The organism is Streptomyces sp. NPDC048461 (genome assembly GCF_055587105.1).
In genome coordinates, this window is sequence record NZ_JBVJGW010000007.1 from 168,981 (window position 1) to 184,768 (window position 15,788).

Genomic DNA, 15,788 nt, shown 5'->3' on the forward strand with positions numbered 1-15,788 from the left:
GGTGCTTCCGTCGCCCGACCATCATCCATCACTCGAACAGCAGGTCGCCCACCCCCTCCGCCCCACGGGCCACGGGCTCCCCCGGCCACCGGTTTCCGCCGTAAGTCCACGATTGTCAGTGGCGGATGGGACACTTCCGCCCGTGAGCTCCTACCCGCCCAGCGTCCCTCCGCAGAACAGCGCGCAGCAGCCCCCCCGGCCGGCGGTCCCCCACCCGGCGACCCTGCGGCAGCGGCTCGCCGGCCTGCGCGGTCCCGCCGTGCCGCCCCGCCCGCTCGACGCCCGCGCCCTGGCCGCCCTCGCCGCCAACCCCGGCTGCGGCAGACGCGCCCTGCTCGACGGCGCCGGAGTGGACAAGACCGCGCTGGCCTCGGCGCTCGGCTCCCCCGCACCCTTCGGACAGTCGCAGTTCGCCATCGTCCGCGGGAACTCCTTCGAGGCCAAGGTCAAGGGCGACGGCGGAGCCGCGCTGCTGCGGCTGGTCCACGAGCACCTCGGCGCCGGCGCCGAACCGCCGGGCCCGGACGCGCGCGTCCCCGACCTCACCGCCGCCGGACCCGAGGGCCGGGCCGCCCGCACCGCGCTGGCCCTGCGGGAGGCCACCGCCGCCGCGGCCTGGACGCTGCTCGACCATCCGATGCTGGCCCTGGAGGTGGCGGGCACCCCCGCCTACCTGGAGCCGGACGCCGTCGTGGTGCATCCCGACGGCCGCTGGACCGTCGTGGAGATCAAGTCGTTCCCGATGATCGACGGTGCGGCCGACGCGGCGAAGGTCGGCGCCGCGGCCCGGCAGTCCGCCGTGTACGTCCTCGCCCTGGAGAAGACCGCCGAGAAGCTGCCGGGCGCCGAGGCCGGGCACACCGTGCTGCTGGTCTGCCCGAAGGACTTCTCCAACCTGCCCGCCGCGGCGCCGGTCGACGTCCGCCGCGAGCGGGCCGTCACCCGGCGCCAGCTGGACCGGCTGACCCGGGTCGAGGAGCTGGCCGGGGCCCTGCCCGAGGGGCTCACCTTCGACCCGGCGCGGACCGCCGAGGAGCTGGCCGAGGCCGTGGCCGCGGTGGACGCCTCGTACGCCCCCGAATGCCTGGCCGCCTGCGAGCTGGCCTTCCACTGCCGGGAGAAGGCCCGCGCCGCCGACGAGCTGACCACGCTGGGCCGCTCCGTACGGGGCGAGCTGGGCGCGCTGACCACCGTCGAGGCGGCCCTCGCGGCGGCCCTCGGCCGCGGCCGGGCCGAGGATCCCGCGTCGGCGGCGCTGCACCACGCGGCCCGGCTGCGCGCCGAGGCGCTGGAGAGCACCGGATGAGCCTGCTGAACACCCTCGCGCGGCTGCAGGCCGTCCGGGCCGGCCGGGCCCAGCCGCTCGCGACCGTCCGGCACCGGCACCTGGCCGCGGGCCCGCTGGTCCTCGTGCCGCTGACGACGGCCGGTGAGGCCGGGGCCCCGCTGGGCGCGCTGGTGGGCACCGATCCGGCGGAGCCGAGGCTGCTGGTCGTGCCGCAGCCGCGCGACCGCGACCTGCGGTGGGCCTTCCTGGCCGACCTCGCGGACGTGGTCCTGCCGTACGTGGACGCGTACGCGGACGACGTGGAGTTCGTGGAACGGAGCGAGACCGACCCGGAGACGGGCCGCAAGACCAAGGTCGAGGCCGAGCTGTGCCGGGACGCTCCGCAGCTGATCGTGCCGAGCCGGGCGGGCGTGGAGTACGTACGGCTGCTGGGGCGCTCGATGCGGTTCCGGCGGACGGCCGAGGAGGATCCGGAGAACCCCTACCCGGCGCCCGCGCGGGTGCCGCTGCTGGGGCGCTGGTTCACCCACCTCGGCGAGCGCGCGCGGGTGCCCGGCTCCTCGATGCTGGTCTCGGCGACGGACCTGCTGTCCCGGCACTGGGCGACTGGCCAGAGCAACCTGGAGGACCAGCACCTGGGCGCGCTGCTCGCCTGGATAGCGCCTCCGCAGGGCACGTCGGGGCCTCAGGAGGCGCTGCGGGCGGAGCTCGGCCGCGACGGGGACGGGCAGTTGCTGGTCCCGCCCGCGGGACCGGCCACCGACCCGGCGTTCGACAACCGGGTGCTGGCGCCGGCGATGGCCCGCTACGACGCGGCGCGCACGGCGCAGCCCCCGGACGGGGCGGCGCTCGCCCGCGCCGAGGAGCACGTACGGGCGCTGGTGGAGGCGCAGATGCGGCCGGCCTGGGACGCGGTGTGGCACTCGCTGGAGCTGCTGCGCGCGCTGCCGGCCGGTGAGCGGGCCGAGGAGCGCTGGACCCGCGACCGCTGGTCGTACACCGGCCACCGGGACCGCGTACGGGCGGGCGAGCCGCCGCAGCCGCGCCGCGACGACGCGGTGACGGCGGCCCAGAAGCTCGCCACCCGGGAGACCGAGCAGGTCCGCCTCGACGCCCAGGAGGCGCTGGACGACCCGCTGGTGATGGCGGGCCGGCGCCTCGCGGGCGAGGCCTTCGCCGGCGAGGTCACCGAGGTGGTGATGGAGTGGACGGAGACGAAGCGGCCCAGTCCGCGCCCGCTGGTGACCGTGGCCACGGAGGACCGGCCGCAGCTCGCCGAGGAGGGCGGGACGAAGGTGTTCCGGTCGCTCGACGGCCGCCCGCAGTCGGCGCGCTTCGTCCGGTTCGACGAGGACGGGCGGCTCGTGCTGCGGCTGCTGGACAAGATGGGCCGCGGCCGGGACCCGGAGCCGGGTTCGGTGCCGGAGAAGGGCGACCGGGTGTGCTGGACGCTGTTCGAGCACGATGCCCGCGGCGGCCCGAAGCTCCCGGACCCGGAGCGGACCCCGTGGACGCACGGCGGGCCGCCCGCGCACCTGGCCTCCCCGACCGCCCCCGCGCCCGACGCCGTGACCGACGAGGACCTCCTGTGACCGCATTCGATCCGGGTGCGGCGGCCGCGCGGGCGACCGCCGCGATCCTCCACGACACCCTGCACGGGACCGAGCGGGGCGTCGTCGTCGATTCCCCGCCCGGCGCCGGCAAGTCCACGCTCGTGGTGCGGGCGGCGCAGGAACTGGCCGCGGCCGGGCGCCGGCTGATGGTGGTCGCGCAGACGAACGCGCAGGTCGACGACCTGGTGCTGCGGCTCGCCGAGAAGGATCCGGGGCTCAAGGTCGGCCGGCTGCACAGCAGTGACGGCGACGCGTACGACCCGGCGCTCCGCGAGCTGCCGTCCGTGACGCTCTCCGCCAAGCCGGGGGACCTGGCCGAGCTGCCGGTGACCATCTCCACGGCGGCGAAGTGGGCGTACGTCAAGGACGCCGAGCCCTGGGAGCACGCGATCGTCGACGAGGCGTACCAGATGCGCTCCGACGCGCTGCTGGCCGTGGCCGGGCTGTTCGAACGGGCCCTGTTCGTGGGCGACCCGGGGCAGCTGGACCCGTTCAGCGTGGTCGGCGCCGAGCAGTGGGCGGGCCTGTCGTACGACCCGTCCGCGTCGGCGGTCTCCACCCTGCTGGCCCACAATCCGCAGCTCCCGCAGCACCGCCTCCCCGTGTCCTGGCGGCTCCCGGCGACGGCCGCGCCGCTGGTCTCCCGGGCGTTCTACCCGTACACCCGGTTCCGCAGCGGTACGGGCCCGGGCGAGCGCACCCTCGCGTACGGGGTCCCCTCGGACGGTTCGGGTCCGGACCGGGTGCTGGACGAAGCGGCCGAGTCGGGCTGGGGCCTGCTGGAGCTCCCGGCGCGGCACACCCCGCGCACCGACCCGGAGGCGGTCCGGGCGGTGGCCGCGGTGGTCCGGCGCGCCCTGGACCGGGGGGCGGTGACCTCCGACGAACGGGACGGGGGCCCGGCCCCGCTCACCGCCGACCGCATCGCGGTGGGCACGGCGCACCGCGACCAGGCGGCCGCGGTCCGCTCGGCCCTGGCCGGGCTCGGGGTCACGGGGGTCACGGTGGACACCGCGAACCGGCTCCAGGGCCGCGAGTACGACCTCACGGTGGTCCTCCACCCGCTGTCGGGCCGCCCGGACGCGACGGCGTTCCACCTGGAGACGGGCCGGCTGTGCGTGCTGGCGTCCCGGCACCGGCACGCGTGCGTCGTGGTGGCCCGGGCGGGCATAGCGGAGCTGCTGGACGACCACCCCTCGACGGAGCCGGTGCAGCTCGGGGTGACGGTGAAGTTCCCGGACGGCTGGGAGGCCAACCACTCGGTCCTGGCGCACCTCGCCGAACACCGCGTGTCCTGGCGGCCGTAGAGGGGGCCGGCCGCCGCCCCTACCGCTTGCGGGTGACGTCCATCCGCGTGCGGATCACCTCGCCGACCTCCGCCAGGGTCCGCAGCTGCTCCGGGGTGAGCACGTCGATCAGGTGGCGGCGCACCGACTCCACGTGGAGCGGGGCGGCCGTCGTGATCGTGGCCACGCCCGCCGCGGTGAGGACCACCTCCGCGCCCCGGCCGTCGGTGGCGACGTCCTCGCGCCGGACGATGCCGCGCTGCTCCATGCGGGTGAGCTGGTGGGACAGTCTGCTGCGGGACCATTGCATCAGCACGGCCAGCGCGCTGATGCGCATGCGGTGTCCGTCCGTGGAGCCGAGGGCCGAGAGGACGTCGTAATCGGCCTCGGACAGGGCGCTGTCCTGGTTGAGGTCGCGCGCGATCTCGGCGTTGACCAGCGGGAACATCCGCCGCCACGCGTACCAGGCGTCCTGTTCGGGCTCGCTGAGCCATCGGGGCTCGGATGCGGTCATGGGGGCACTCTAGCCAGGACCTCCCCGGTTGATGACACATCACCTACCTTGTTGACACGTCACCCATCCCACCGCTTTCATAGATGACACGTCAACCATCCGAGCGATACCAGGGAGCCCCCGCCGTGACCCGTCTGCACGTCATCTCCGCCGCCACCCGCCCCACCTCCTCGGGCCGCCCCCTCGCCCACTGGGTGACCGGGCAGGCCCGCGCCCACGGCGGCTTCGAGGTGACCCCCGTCGACCTCGGCGAGGTCGCGCTGCCGTTCCTCGACGAGCCCGAGTACGCCTCTACCGGCGTCTACGCCCACCAGCACACCCGCGACTGGAGCGCCCTGGTCGACTCCGCGGACGCCTTCCTGTTCGTACTGCCGATGTACAACGGCGGCTTCACCGCCCCCTTCAAGAACGCCATCGACTTCCTCTACCGCGAGTGGAAGGGCAAGCCGGTCGGCATCGTCAGCTACAGCGCCGGCCCCACGGGCGGCGCCCCGGCCGCCGAGATGCTGCTGCCCGTCCTCACCCGGATCGGCATGCTCCCGGCCGCGCGCTCCCTCGCCGTCCCGGGGATCCCCGGGCTGATCGGGCCCGAGGGCTTCCGCGCCCCCGAGGGGCTCGCCGACGGGCTGGCCGGCGTGCTCGACGACGTGGCGGCGCTGGCCGCGGACCGCGCCGCGGAGCCCGCGGCCGTGTGACCCGGACCCCTCGGGCGCGGCGCCCGGCTGACGACCGGTCAGCGCCGTTCCGAGCGGCCGGCGGGCCGCCATCGCGGTCGGCCCCGGGGACGCCGGCCGCTCACCTGATCGACCCGTGCGCCACGGGACCGGCCGGGCTCCCCGTGCGCCCCACGGGCCGTACGGGCGTTCCCGGCGCCCGCGGTCCGCAGCGGTGCACTCTTGCGCGGCGTTGGACAATGGACGGTGGCCCGGAAGCATTTCGCACGCGCAGCAGCTGGAGGACACGTATGGCAGAGCCCGAGCGGACCGAGCGGAGGCTGCGGCCCGCGCCGCTGCTCTTCGAGCCGTCGGACGCCGCCACGGACCCGGAGCACTTCTTCGATCTGGAGTCGATCGACGACCCGCGCGAGCTCCTGGTCCGCGCGACGGAACTGACACTGGCCTTCCGGGCGGCACAGGAGCGCGCGGTGGAGTTCCAGGCCGTGGCCGCCGCACAGCTGGCGGACCCGCGGCGGTTCGACCGGCTGTCGCCCGCGGCGATCGCCGAGCAGGCGGACTGGACCGAGGACTACGCCCGCAAGATGATCGAGTTCGGCGTGACCCTCCAGCGCGACGCCGGCCCCGAGGGCCCCTGACCGCGACGGGCGGCCGTGCGCGCGGCATCTGGCATATGCGGCGCGCAACATACCGCAGCACGGCCCGCCCTGTCCCCGATTCCGGTAACTCCCGGGAATCACACCGCTACGGCCGGTAGACCTGGGTGCATGACGACCCTGACGACGGCATCCGGTTCCTCCGCCCTCGACGCCCGCGTCGCGCCCGCCACCCACGTCACCGCGCAGGGCGCCGCCTGGCTCGCCTCCGCGTCCGCCTCCCCGCGGACCACCCTCGCGCTGTGGCTGGCGCGCCCGGGAGCGAGCGCCGTGCTCCCGTGCGGGACCGCCTTCGACGTCGTCAACGTCCCCGTCGTCCTCGGCCGCCGGGTGCTGGACCTGCTCTGGGCCGAGGGCCCCGGCTGCGGGCCGGTCGCGGTGCACCGCGGCCGCCTGCTGCTCTTCGCCGCCCCCGGCACCGCCCACCGGCTGCCCGCCCTGCTGGCGTGGGAGGAGTGGGGCGGCTCCCGCACGGCGCCGGCCCCCCTGTGCCACGGCCTGGGCGACGCGGTCACCGTGCCGCCGCTGGCCGCCGCGCCCGGCCCCTCCCGGTGGCTCGTGGCCCCCGGGGCCCGGTCTCCGTGGCTGCCCGGCCCCGAGGCGCTGCTGTGGGCGTTCGTCCGCGCCGCCCGTACCGCCGGGCCCACCACCGACCTGGGGATATCGATTTTTCCTTCCGCGGATCAGGATGCTAATGTCTACGACGTCAGCAGGCGCCGCTAGCTCAGTTGGTTAGAGCAGCTGACTCTTAATCAGCGGGTCCGGGGTTCGAGTCCCTGGCGGCGCACAGACGGAAGAAGGCCTCCACGCGAGTGGGGGCCTTCTTCGTGTCCCGGTGCGGGCGGCGCCGCTCAGGTCGTGATCTTCACCGTGTAGGCCCCCGACTGGGTCCGGTCGGCCACCTCGATCGTGATCCGCTCGCCGGGCACGGTGTACGTCTCGCCCACCTCCAGCGGCGCGTCCGCGAGCGGCGGGTACACCGAGCGGTCCCAGCAGGCCTCCGTCCGCGGGTGCCCGTCGAGCACTTCGATCGGCCCGCCGCCCGACGCCGCCTCGTTGCGCACCCGGTAGACGAGGACCCCTTCCGTACAGGTGTCCCCGTCGTTCCCGGAGGAGCCGCGCGCCTCCACGGCGATCGCGCTGCCGGCGCCCGTCCGGATCACCGCGAGCCGGGTGCCACCCGTGCCGCCGGCCGGCGGGGCCTGCGCGAGCGGCTGGAGGGTGTGCATCGAGGAGCCGGACTGCACGCAGTCCACCTGGGAGGACTCCAGCCAGCCCAGCTTCCACTTGTGCCAGGCGAAGAGGTCGGGCGCCATCCCGAACTGGCTGCCCATGACGTCCCAGTCCCCGACGTACGTGTCCCAGTCGCCCTTGCCGTCCGTAGGCCGGTGGTAGAGGTCGGGGAGGTCGAAGACGTGCCCGGTCTCGTGGGCGAGGACGTTGCGGTCCGGCGGGTGCCGCTCGAATACGGTGACGATCCGGCGCAGGTCGGTGCCGTCCGCACGGATCGGGCGGTCGAAGTTGACGACCTTCGTGGCGTCGGAGTCCACCCCGGGCGCGTCCGGGTCGGCGACGAAGTACACGACGTCGTACTGCGAGAAGTCCACCCGGGCGTCCGCGGTGGCGACCGCGTCCCGCACGTAGGCCGCCCGGTCCTCGGGGGCCCAGTCGCGCTGTATGCCGTAGGCGGTCGACGGCCGGGGCATCTGGGCCCACTCGCGCTGCGGGTGCGGGACGAGGCGGAAGCGGCCGTACGAGGCGCGCTCGAAGAACTCGCTCGTCGCGGGGAAGTAGTCGCCGGTGACCTCCTCCGGGGTCACGGCGGGCCGGTGGTCGGGGAAGGAGAGGAAGACCATGACCGCGTCGAGGGTGCGCTCGGGGCGGGGGTAGGCGCCGTTCCAGCTGTCCAGGCCCAGGGAGTGGTGCGCCGCCGTACGGGTCAGCGCGCAGGGGCCGGCCCCGGGTTCGGCGACGGCGGGACCCGCGACGAGCGACATGGCGGCGAGCGCCGTCAGGGAGGTGAGCACGGCCCCGGTACTACGGACGCGGGAGCGGTCCACTCCCCCGGGTGTCTGCTGTCGCGGCACATCGACCTCCGGTGGTGGATTGATCCCATCTCGTCCACCTTGAGGCGATTGTCTTACTAATGCCCTGTTCCGCTGCCCCACACGAGTGAGCAGTGCGGCAACCCGGTGACCCCCGGGCTTGACGCGTCCGCCTACAGAACGTCACAAGCAGTCAGGGGAGGTCAGCAGGGGTCGGCGCACGTTCAGAGCCGCGCAGAAACGATCGCCCGACCTTTGGCCGATGATTCGTCATCACGGCGAACTACCCTGCTCCGCACGGCGATGCCGCTGGATAGCCCCTCCCGGCAGCCTCTATGATCGGCACACTTTCCTGCACGGACACTCACGAGCACTGCGGGAGCCAACGGTGAGCGGAACCTCAGAGGGAACCGGTTCGGCGGCCGACAGCATCCGATCGGCCATCACGGAGCGTCACCCCGTCGTACCGGCAGCCCAGTCGGCGCCGGCCGCCCCGGCCGCCACGGAACCGTCGTCGCGCGCACGGTCCGAGCTGCGCGACTACCGGGCCGCCTTCAACGCGGCCCACCTCGCCATGGCCGTCGTCGACCGCGACGGCTTCGTCGTCACCGCCAACCAGGCCTTCGCCGGACTGCTGGGCACCGAGCCGCACGCCCTCGCCCACCAGTGCGCCGCCGACCTGGTCGACCTGGCCGCCGAGGCCCGCACCTGGGCGGCGTACCAGGAGGTCCTCCGGGGCCGGCAGGCCCGGCTGCGCTGCACCCGCCGGCTCAAGCACCCCGACGGGCACTCGCTGTGGACCGAGGTCACGCTGGGGCCCGTCCCGGGAACCGGGGACGTCCTGCTGTCCGTCGCCGACATCAGCGACCGGCGCGACCTCCAGGCCCGGCTGCGGCACCTCCAGATGCACGACCCCGTCACCCGGCTCCCCAACCGGGCCCTCTTCTTCGAGCGCCTCTCCAGCGCCCTGGAGGCCTCCTCGTACGAGCGCGGCGGCGGGACCGGCCGGATCGGTCTCTGCTACCTCGACCTCGACGGGTTCAAGGCGGTCAACGACACCCTCGGCCACCGGGTCGGCGACCGGCTGCTCGCCGCCGTCGCGGCCCGGCTGAGCCAGTGCGCCGACCGGACCGGGTACGGGCGCACGGGCGGGCACCTGGTGGCCCGGCTCGGCGGCGACGAGTTCGCCCTGCTGGTCGAGGACTCCACGGGCACCGAGCAGCTCGCGGACCTGGCGCGGAGCGTGCTGACGGCCGTGCAGGAGCCGTTCGACCTGGCCGGACAGCGGCTGTCGGTCTCGGCGTCGATCGGCGTGGTGGAACGGGCCGCCGCCGGAACCTCGGCGACCGGCCTGATGCAGGCCGCCGACACGACCCTGTACTGGGCGAAGGCGGACGGCAAGGCCCGCTGGACCCTCTTCGACCCGGAGCGCAACGCCCACCGCATGACCCGCCAGGCCCTGTCCTCGACGCTCCGGCCGGCCGTGGAGCGGGGCGAATTCGCGCTGGAGTACCAGCCGCTGGTGGATCTGGAGAGCGGCGCGGTGCGCGGGGTGGAGGCGCTGGTGCGCTGGAAGCACCCGCAGTTCGGCACCCTGACGCCGAACCGGTTCATCGGCATCGCCGAAGAGGACGGCTCCATCGTCCAGTTGGGACGGTGGGTGCTGCGCACCGCCTGCCGCCAGGCCCGGCGCTGGCAGCTCGACCACCCCAGCGACGCCCCGGTCTTCGTGTCGGTCAACGTCGCGGTGCGCCAGGTGTGGGACTCGGACCTCGTCGGGGACGTCGCGGAGATCCTCGCCGAGACGGGGCTGGCCCCGCAGCTGCTCCAGCTGGAGCTGACCGAGTCGGCGGTGATGGGCTCCGCGGGCCGCCCGCTCCAGGCCCTCCAGGCGCTGAGCGACATGGGCGTGCGGATCGCCATCGACGACTTCGGCACCGGCTACTCGAACCTGGCCTACCTCAGCCGCCTGCCGGTCTCGGTCCTGAAACTGGACGGCTCCTTCGTCCGCGGCTTCCGCTACGACGAGGGCGCTCACCCCAACCCCGCCGACGAGACCATCGTCGAGGCCCTGGTCCAGCTCGCGCACCGGCTGGGCCTGACGGTGACGGCGGAGTGCGTGGAGACCGCCGGGCAGGCGGCCCGGCTGCGCGGCGTGGGCTGCGACACGGGTCAGGGCTGGCTGTACTCGCGGGCCGTGCCCCCGGACGTGATCGCGCGGATGATCGGCCGCCAGGCGGCCGCCGAGGGCGCCCCCGCCTTCGCCACCCCGGCCGCCGACGGACCCGCCCCGCACCCCCAGCTCTGAGGGGTACGGGGCGGTGTCCGGCCGCGCCGGACCGTACGTACGGTCAGAGGCTCCGGACGAACGCCCCGAACGCCTCCGGCGCCACGGTGAAGGCGGGCCCGTCGGGCCGCTTGGAGTCCCGCACGGCGACCCGGCAGGGCTGCGCGGCCACCTCGACGCACTCGCCGCCGTTGGTGCTGCTGTACGAGGCCTTGACCCAGGCGGCGGGGCCGAGGGGGGCGCACTCGACGCACTCGCCGCCGGTGTTACCGCTGTAGCTCGACTTACGCCACCGCGCGTTGGTCAGGTTCTGGCTGATGCCCATAACGTTCCTCCATTACGCGGATGATCAATGCCGCCGAGGCCTCCACAGAGAGAGCGGCGGCCTGCAGGTGAGCGTAACGAAGTGCGGCTTCCTTGACCGTGTCAGGGTTGGCCGTCATGTGTCCGGAGATGAGGTCCTCCGAGTAGACGATGTCGGGATCGTCATCGAACCTCATCGTGGTGAACGAGCCGATCAGACTCGCGTGTTCACCAGCCGAGAATGGCAGGACCTGGATTCTGGCCCAGCGCCTTTCACTAAAGCTCAAGAGGTGGACGAGTTGCTCCCGCATGGACTCCGCGCCGCCGATCGGCCGATACAGGGCGGCTTCGTCGAGCACCACCCAGACCATGGGCGGCTGATCCCGGCCCAGGATCCGCTGACGCTCCAAGCGGGCGGCCACCAAGTCGTCCAAACCATCCGGCAGGCCGGTGGCCAGCACAGCGCGCGCATAAGCGGGAGTCTGCAATAGCCCGTACACCAGCTGGGCTTGATACGTGGAGATGTACGCGGCCCGAGCCTCCATCTCCGCGAACGGCTGGAACCACGTCGGCAGCTGGCTGCGCAGCACCAGGCCCACCAGGCGGGAGAAGTGGCCGTCCGCGCCCAGCGCCGCGTCCAGCCGCTCCGAGAAGTCCCGGGTCGGGACCTTGCGGGCCGTTTCGATCTGGCCGATCAGTGAGCCCGTGCAGTAGATGATCTCGCCCAACTGGCCCTGCTTCAGCTTCGCGTCCTCCCTCAGCCTGCGCAGTTCGAAGCCGTAGTAGTCCAGCGGCGAGGCGCTGGGGTCGAGGTCGCGGATGTTGACCACGGGACGGTCACCCCCATGAGGACGCGGGTCGGATGCAGCCGTGGCCGAGCGTAGCGAGACCGGCACGCAGCGGTGTCCGGAATCCGGCAACCATGTGACACACCTCCGCCCCGCACCCGGGAAACAGGGTGCGGGGCGGAGTGTCGCTCGGCGCGGGGTGGGGGGATCAGCAGGCGCCGAGGTCCTTCCAGACTCCCCATTCACCGGTGGTGCCGGGCACCTCGTTCTGCGTCCACCACTGGGCCTTGTACTTGCGGCCGTTGTGGGCGACCTCGGTACCGCCGTTGTAGACGGTTCCCGCGACGTAGGCCGGGACGGAACCGCAGCCGGTGGTCGGCGGGGTCGTCGGCGGCGTGGTCGGGGGCGTCGTGGGCGGCGTGGTCGGAGGCGTCGTCGGCGGGGTGGTCGGCGGCACCGTGGTTCCGCCGAGGGCGTCCGAGATCTGGTTCAGCAGCGTGGTGTTGTTGTCCAGGCCGAGCAGCGAGTACATCATCGCGCCGGCCAGGCCGCGCTGCTTGCCGTAGTCGACCCGGGCCTGGATGGACTTCTGGTTCAGGCCGGTGAAGAACTCGCCGTCCTTGTAGAAGTACGAGGCCTTGGCCTGGTCGTCCCAGAAGGTGCTCGCCGGGTTGTCGACGATGCCGCCGAGCTCCTTGTAGTTGGCGATGCCGGCCTGCTGGCTGGTGGGCCGGGCGCCGGAGGCGCCGGTCGCGGACTGGGCGAGGCCGTTGTTCGCCCCTGCCGGGACGCCCTTCCAGCCGCGGTAGTAGAACTCGTAGCCCAGGGTCAGCTTGTTGGCGGGGAAGCCGCCGGTGATGCCGTAGGCCGGGTTGCCGTCGACCCAGGAGTCGATGGCGTTGTCGATGCTGTACTTCTGCGTGCCCGGGGCGATCGGGTCGGTCGGGTCACCGGCCGGGGAGTACAGCGGGGACTGGTGGTACGTCGGCCCGTCGCTGTCCCACGCGCCGTGCATGTCGTACGTCATGATGTTCGCGTAGTCGAGGTACGCGCCGATCTTGTCCGTCTCGATGTACTTGATCTTGTCCTGGCCGGCCGGCAGGGCCGAGGTCAGCAGGTACTTCTTGCCGCCGTTGGCCGCGCCGTGGGCGTCGAGCTGCTGGCGGAACTCCTTGAGCAGGAGCGTGAAGTTCTGCTTGTCCTCGGGGGCGTAGTGGTTGCCCAGGTGGCCGCCGGACGAGCCGGGGTACTCCCAGTCGATGTCGATGCCGTCGAAGATCCCGGCCGCCGCGCCGACGCCGCCGTAGCCGCCCTCGACCGGCAGGTTGCCCTTGATGTACTGGTCGATGCAGGAGGACACGAGCTTCTTGCGGGAGGCGTCGGTCTTCGCCGCGTCGCTGAAGTACTTCGAGTACGTCCAGCCGCCGAGCGAGATGTTGATCTTCAGGTGGGGGTACTTGGCCTTCAGCTGCTTGAACTGGTTGAAGACGCCCACGATCGGCTGGTCCCACTTGTCGGCTACGCCGCTGACGCTGTCGGCCGCACTGAAGGACTTCTGGTAGTCGGCGTACGAGTCGCCCGCACCGTCACCGGCGTTGGGGTTGTTGTCGTCGCCCGCCGCCTTGTTCGCCTCGAAACAGGTGAGGTTGGTGGGGTGGATGTTGCCGAACGAGTAGTTGATGACGTCCAGCTTGCCCGCTATGCCGCGGGTGTCGAGGTGCTTGGGGTAGAAGGCGCTCCCGTACACGCTCCACTGGTCGTAGTAGGCGATGCGGACACCGCCGGCCGCGGCTGCCGCGGCGGCGGGCGTCGCGCCGGCCGCCTGGGCGGTGCTGAGCCCCGCGAAGGAGGCCAGCGCTCCGGCGGCCAGTGCCGCCGTGGCGGCGGCGGCGATGAGGGGTTTACGGATGTGCATGAACTGCCTCCGGGGGGTGGGAGGGAAGAGCAAGAAGTTCAGGTGGGAGATTGATAGCGATCACCGGAGGCCCGAGTCAATGGTTTGGACCAAACAAGGACTAGACCACTCCCAACACAAATCCCCTCGTCAGAGACCTGAGCGCACATCAGAAACCGCTCGCCACCTAGGGTGACGAGCGGTTTAAGGCTGCCTTGAGCCACGTCCTGGCAAGGTTTTGGCAACAAACCAGCCAAACTCCGTTTGTGTACGGTCAGCCCGCCGCGGGCGCCTCCACGGGGAGGCCGTACGCATCTGCGATGAGCCCGTACGAGCGCAACCGCACCGCGCCGCCATGGGCGTTGGCGGTCAGCATCAGCTCGTCGGCGCCGGTCCGCTTCGCCAGGTCGTCCAGTCCGCTGCGGACCTCGTCCGGCGTGCCGTGGACGATGTCCACGAGCCGCGCCTCGACGAACTCCCGCTCCAGCGGGGAGTACGGGTACGCGGCGGCCTCCTGCGGCGTCGGGATCAGCCCGGGCCGCCCGCTGCGCAGCCGGAGCATCGACAGGGCCCCGGTGAGCACCTCGGCGCGGGCCTGCTCGGCCGTGTCGGCGGCGAGCGCGGCGACCCCGATGACGGCGTACGGGGCGTCGAGCACGGCCGAGGGCCGGAAGCTCTGCCGGTAGAGGTCGAGGGCGGGCAGGGTGCCGGCCGCGGAGAAGTGGTGGGCGTAGGCGAAGGGCAGGCCGAGCTCGCCGGCGAGGCGGGCACTGAAGCCGGAGGAGCCGAGCAGCCAGATCGGCGGCCGCCCGGCGGGCCCCTGGACCGGCCCGGGCACGGCGTGCACCCGGGCGTAGGGGTGGCCGTCGGGGAAGTCGTCGTCGAGGAAGCGGATGAGCTCGGAGAGGCTGCGGGGGAACTCGTCGGCGGCCTCGTCCAGGCGCCCGGCTCCGCGCAGCGCGGCCGCGGTCCGCGGATCGGTGCCGGGGGCGCGGCCGAGCCCGAGGTCGATCCGCCCGGGCGCGAGCGCCTCCAGGGTGCCGAACTGCTCGGCGACGGCGAGCGGGGCGTGGTTGGGCAGCATGACGCCGCCCGAACCGAGCCGGATGCGGGAGGTGTGCGCGGCGAGGTGGGCCAGGATCACGGCCGGTGACGAGCTGGCGACGCCCGGCATCGAGTGGTGCTCGGCGACCCAGTGGCGGTGGTACCCGCGGGATTCGGCCAGCCGGGCGATCTCCACGCTGGTGCGCAGGGCCTCGCCGGCGGTACTGCCGGCGCCCACGGTGACGAGGTCCAGAACGGACAGCGGCACGGGCGCCTGCCCTTGTGCGGCCCCGCGGATCCCGTCACGGAGGCCGTCCCGGCCACCCTCGGGCCGGCCGGCGTCCCCGGTGTCACTCATCGTCGCTCCCGTCTCGTTTTTCACGTCCGTACGACATCCCTACGACAGACGTACCAAGAACGTGAACCCCGGACGCCGCCCGGGCATTCCCGGCGCGCCGGGCCAGGGTCATGACGTGGGCATATGCCAGAGGAGTAGACACAGGCCGGACGACATGATTGAGCCATCAATCTCTCCAACAGCCGCTCCACCGCCGCCCCTTGGTGGTTACTGTGTTAGGGCAAGCGGTAACAACCTGCTAGGGGGAGAACCGTGGCGCTGAAGCCCGAGCCGACCGCGCCGTTCCACTCGGTGCAGTACGCACTGCGCGTACTCGAAGCGATCGCACGGCACGCCGGTGGCGTGACCGACGTGCAGATCGCGCGTGAGACCGGCCTGCCCGCAGCCCATCTCGCCCCGATGCTGCTCATGCTGCGCCGGGAGGGGTACGTCCTGCAGGTCGCCGACGGTGCCTATGCCATAGGGGACTCGCTCGTCCTCCTCGGCTCCGGCGCCGACCGCCGCCAAGCCCTGTCGGACAAGCTCCAGGACACCCTGGACCAGCTCCGCGACTCGGTCGGCGCGGCCGTCTACATCAGCCGGTACGTGGACGGCGAGGTCCGGATCACGCAGTTCGCGGACAGCCCCCGCACCCCGAAGGTGCACGAGTGGGTCGACTTCCGCGCCGCCGCGCACGCCAGCGCGGTCGGGAAGTGCCTGCTGACGCAGCTCGACCTGGACGGGCGCCGCGACCACCTGTCCCGGCACAAGATCGCCCGGCTCACGTCGAAGACGATCGTCAACGAGAAGATCCTGTTCTCCAAGCTGGACGCGCAGCCGGCCACCGTGCCCATGCTCGACCTGCAGGAGTACGCCGTGGGCACCGTCTGCGCGGCCGTCCCGATCACGGCCGGGAACGCGGTGGGCTGCCTGGCGCTGTCGATGCCCGTGGAGCACGCGCACCGGCTGCGGGCCGCGGCCGAGGCCCTGAACCGGAAGGCCGCGCCGCTGCTGCTGTCGCTCACGCTGTGAGCGGCGGGCGGGGGCCGCGGGGCGCGG

General features: G+C 73.1%; 14 protein-coding genes and 1 tRNA gene. 9 read left to right on the forward strand and 6 right to left on the reverse strand.

What is annotated here, in order from left to right:
* Window positions 1-142 precede the first annotated feature (142 nt).
* Genes ACZ6S8_RS14935 through ACZ6S8_RS14945 form a run of 3 tightly spaced genes read left to right on the forward strand, consistent with a single transcriptional unit; the run spans window position 143 to window position 4,208 of the window.
* A complete protein-coding gene (locus ACZ6S8_RS14935) occupies window positions 143-1,306 on the forward strand; it encodes a hypothetical protein (RefSeq protein ID WP_469455717.1) in 1,164 nt (387 codons plus the stop codon).
* Entirely contained in the window at window positions 1,303-2,880 is a 1,578-nt protein-coding gene (locus ACZ6S8_RS14940; protein WP_469455719.1) for a hypothetical protein, read from the forward strand. The genes ACZ6S8_RS14935 and ACZ6S8_RS14940 overlap by 4 nt, the downstream gene beginning before the upstream one ends.
* The gene (locus ACZ6S8_RS14945; protein ID WP_469455721.1) at window positions 2,877-4,208 is read left to right on the forward strand and encodes an AAA domain-containing protein; all 1,332 of its coding nucleotides are present in this window, start codon (window positions 2,877-2,879) and stop codon (window positions 4,206-4,208) included. The genes ACZ6S8_RS14940 and ACZ6S8_RS14945 overlap by 4 nt, the downstream gene beginning before the upstream one ends.
* A 19-nt stretch (window positions 4,209-4,227) precedes the next feature.
* On the opposite strand, the gene ACZ6S8_RS14950 is transcribed toward ACZ6S8_RS14945, so the two are convergent.
* Window positions 4,228-4,701 (reverse strand): MarR family winged helix-turn-helix transcriptional regulator, encoded by a 474-nt coding sequence (locus tag ACZ6S8_RS14950; RefSeq protein ID WP_469455723.1) that lies wholly within the window; start codon window positions 4,699-4,701, stop codon window positions 4,228-4,230.
* Window positions 4,702-4,826: 125 nt separating this feature from the next.
* On the opposite strand from ACZ6S8_RS14950, the gene ACZ6S8_RS14955 reads away from it, so the two are divergent.
* From ACZ6S8_RS14955 to ACZ6S8_RS14970, 4 genes are all read left to right on the forward strand, one after another.
* A complete protein-coding gene (locus ACZ6S8_RS14955) occupies window positions 4,827-5,396 on the forward strand; it encodes an NADPH-dependent FMN reductase (RefSeq protein WP_469455725.1) in 570 nt (189 codons plus the stop codon).
* Window positions 5,397-5,665: 269 nt separating this feature from the next.
* On the forward strand, window positions 5,666-6,013 hold the full coding sequence (locus ACZ6S8_RS14960; RefSeq protein WP_469455727.1) for a hypothetical protein: 348 nt from the start codon (window positions 5,666-5,668) through the stop codon (window positions 6,011-6,013).
* A 129-nt stretch (window positions 6,014-6,142) separates the two neighbouring features.
* Window positions 6,143-6,754 (forward strand): bifunctional DNA primase/polymerase, encoded by a 612-nt coding sequence (locus ACZ6S8_RS14965; protein WP_469455729.1) that lies wholly within the window; start codon window positions 6,143-6,145, stop codon window positions 6,752-6,754.
* A tRNA-Lys gene (locus ACZ6S8_RS14970) sits at window positions 6,745-6,818 on the forward strand. The genes ACZ6S8_RS14965 and ACZ6S8_RS14970 overlap by 10 nt, the downstream gene beginning before the upstream one ends.
* 64 nt (window positions 6,819-6,882) lie before the next feature.
* Here the strand turns inward: ACZ6S8_RS14970 and ACZ6S8_RS14975 are convergent.
* Window positions 6,883-8,118, reverse strand: a complete 1,236-nt coding sequence (locus ACZ6S8_RS14975) for a M6 family metalloprotease domain-containing protein (protein WP_469455730.1) — start codon at window positions 8,116-8,118, stop codon at window positions 6,883-6,885.
* A 346-nt stretch (window positions 8,119-8,464) separates the two neighbouring features.
* Between ACZ6S8_RS14975 and ACZ6S8_RS14980 the strand changes: the two genes are divergently transcribed.
* Window positions 8,465-10,384 (forward strand): putative bifunctional diguanylate cyclase/phosphodiesterase, encoded by a 1,920-nt coding sequence (locus tag ACZ6S8_RS14980; RefSeq protein ID WP_469455732.1) that lies wholly within the window; start codon window positions 8,465-8,467, stop codon window positions 10,382-10,384.
* A gap of 43 nt (window positions 10,385-10,427) precedes the next feature.
* Here ACZ6S8_RS14980 and ACZ6S8_RS14985 read toward each other — a convergent pair whose 3' ends face one another.
* From ACZ6S8_RS14985 to ACZ6S8_RS15000, 4 genes are all read right to left on the reverse strand, one after another.
* Window positions 10,428-10,688 (reverse strand): DUF397 domain-containing protein, encoded by a 261-nt coding sequence (locus ACZ6S8_RS14985; protein ID WP_469455734.1) that lies wholly within the window; start codon window positions 10,686-10,688, stop codon window positions 10,428-10,430.
* On the reverse strand, window positions 10,648-11,496 hold the full coding sequence (locus ACZ6S8_RS14990) for a helix-turn-helix domain-containing protein (protein WP_469455736.1): 849 nt from the start codon (window positions 11,494-11,496) through the stop codon (window positions 10,648-10,650). Before ACZ6S8_RS14990 ends, ACZ6S8_RS14985 begins: the two co-directional genes overlap by 41 nt.
* A 166-nt stretch (window positions 11,497-11,662) precedes the next feature.
* Entirely contained in the window at window positions 11,663-13,369 is a 1,707-nt protein-coding gene (locus tag ACZ6S8_RS14995) for a glycosyl hydrolase family 18 protein (protein WP_351279971.1), read from the reverse strand.
* Between the two features lie 253 nt (window positions 13,370-13,622).
* Window positions 13,623-14,750 carry an LLM class flavin-dependent oxidoreductase gene (locus tag ACZ6S8_RS15000; RefSeq protein WP_469455739.1) on the reverse strand — a complete coding sequence of 376 codons (1,128 nt, stop codon included), beginning with the start codon at window positions 14,748-14,750 and terminating at the stop codon, window positions 13,623-13,625.
* A 252-nt stretch (window positions 14,751-15,002) separates the two neighbouring features.
* On the opposite strand from ACZ6S8_RS15000, the gene ACZ6S8_RS15005 reads away from it, so the two are divergent.
* Window positions 15,003-15,761 carry an IclR family transcriptional regulator gene (locus ACZ6S8_RS15005; protein ID WP_469455741.1) on the forward strand — a complete coding sequence of 253 codons (759 nt, stop codon included), beginning with the start codon at window positions 15,003-15,005 and terminating at the stop codon, window positions 15,759-15,761.
* Window positions 15,762-15,788: the final 27 nt, after the last annotated feature.

Bases quoted from the DNA above. Each gene is read 5' to 3' on its own strand.
- ACZ6S8_RS14940 (WP_469455719.1), top strand. From the start codon at position 1,303: ATGAGCCTGCTGAACACCCTCGCGCGGCTGCAGGCCGTCCGGGCCGGC.
- ACZ6S8_RS14950 (WP_469455723.1), bottom strand. From the start codon at position 4,701: ATGACCGCATCCGAGCCCCGATGGCTCAGCGAGCCCGAACAGGACGCC.
- ACZ6S8_RS14960 (WP_469455727.1), top strand. From the start codon at position 5,666: ATGGCAGAGCCCGAGCGGACCGAGCGGAGGCTGCGGCCCGCGCCGCTG.
- ACZ6S8_RS14965 (WP_469455729.1), top strand. From the start codon at position 6,143: ATGACGACCCTGACGACGGCATCCGGTTCCTCCGCCCTCGACGCCCGC.
- ACZ6S8_RS14985 (WP_469455734.1), bottom strand. From the start codon at position 10,688: ATGGGCATCAGCCAGAACCTGACCAACGCGCGGTGGCGTAAGTCGAGC.
- ACZ6S8_RS14995 (WP_351279971.1), bottom strand. From the start codon at position 13,369: ATGCACATCCGTAAACCCCTCATCGCCGCCGCCGCCACGGCGGCACTG.
- ACZ6S8_RS15000 (WP_469455739.1), bottom strand. From the start codon at position 14,750: ATGAGTGACACCGGGGACGCCGGCCGGCCCGAGGGTGGCCGGGACGGC.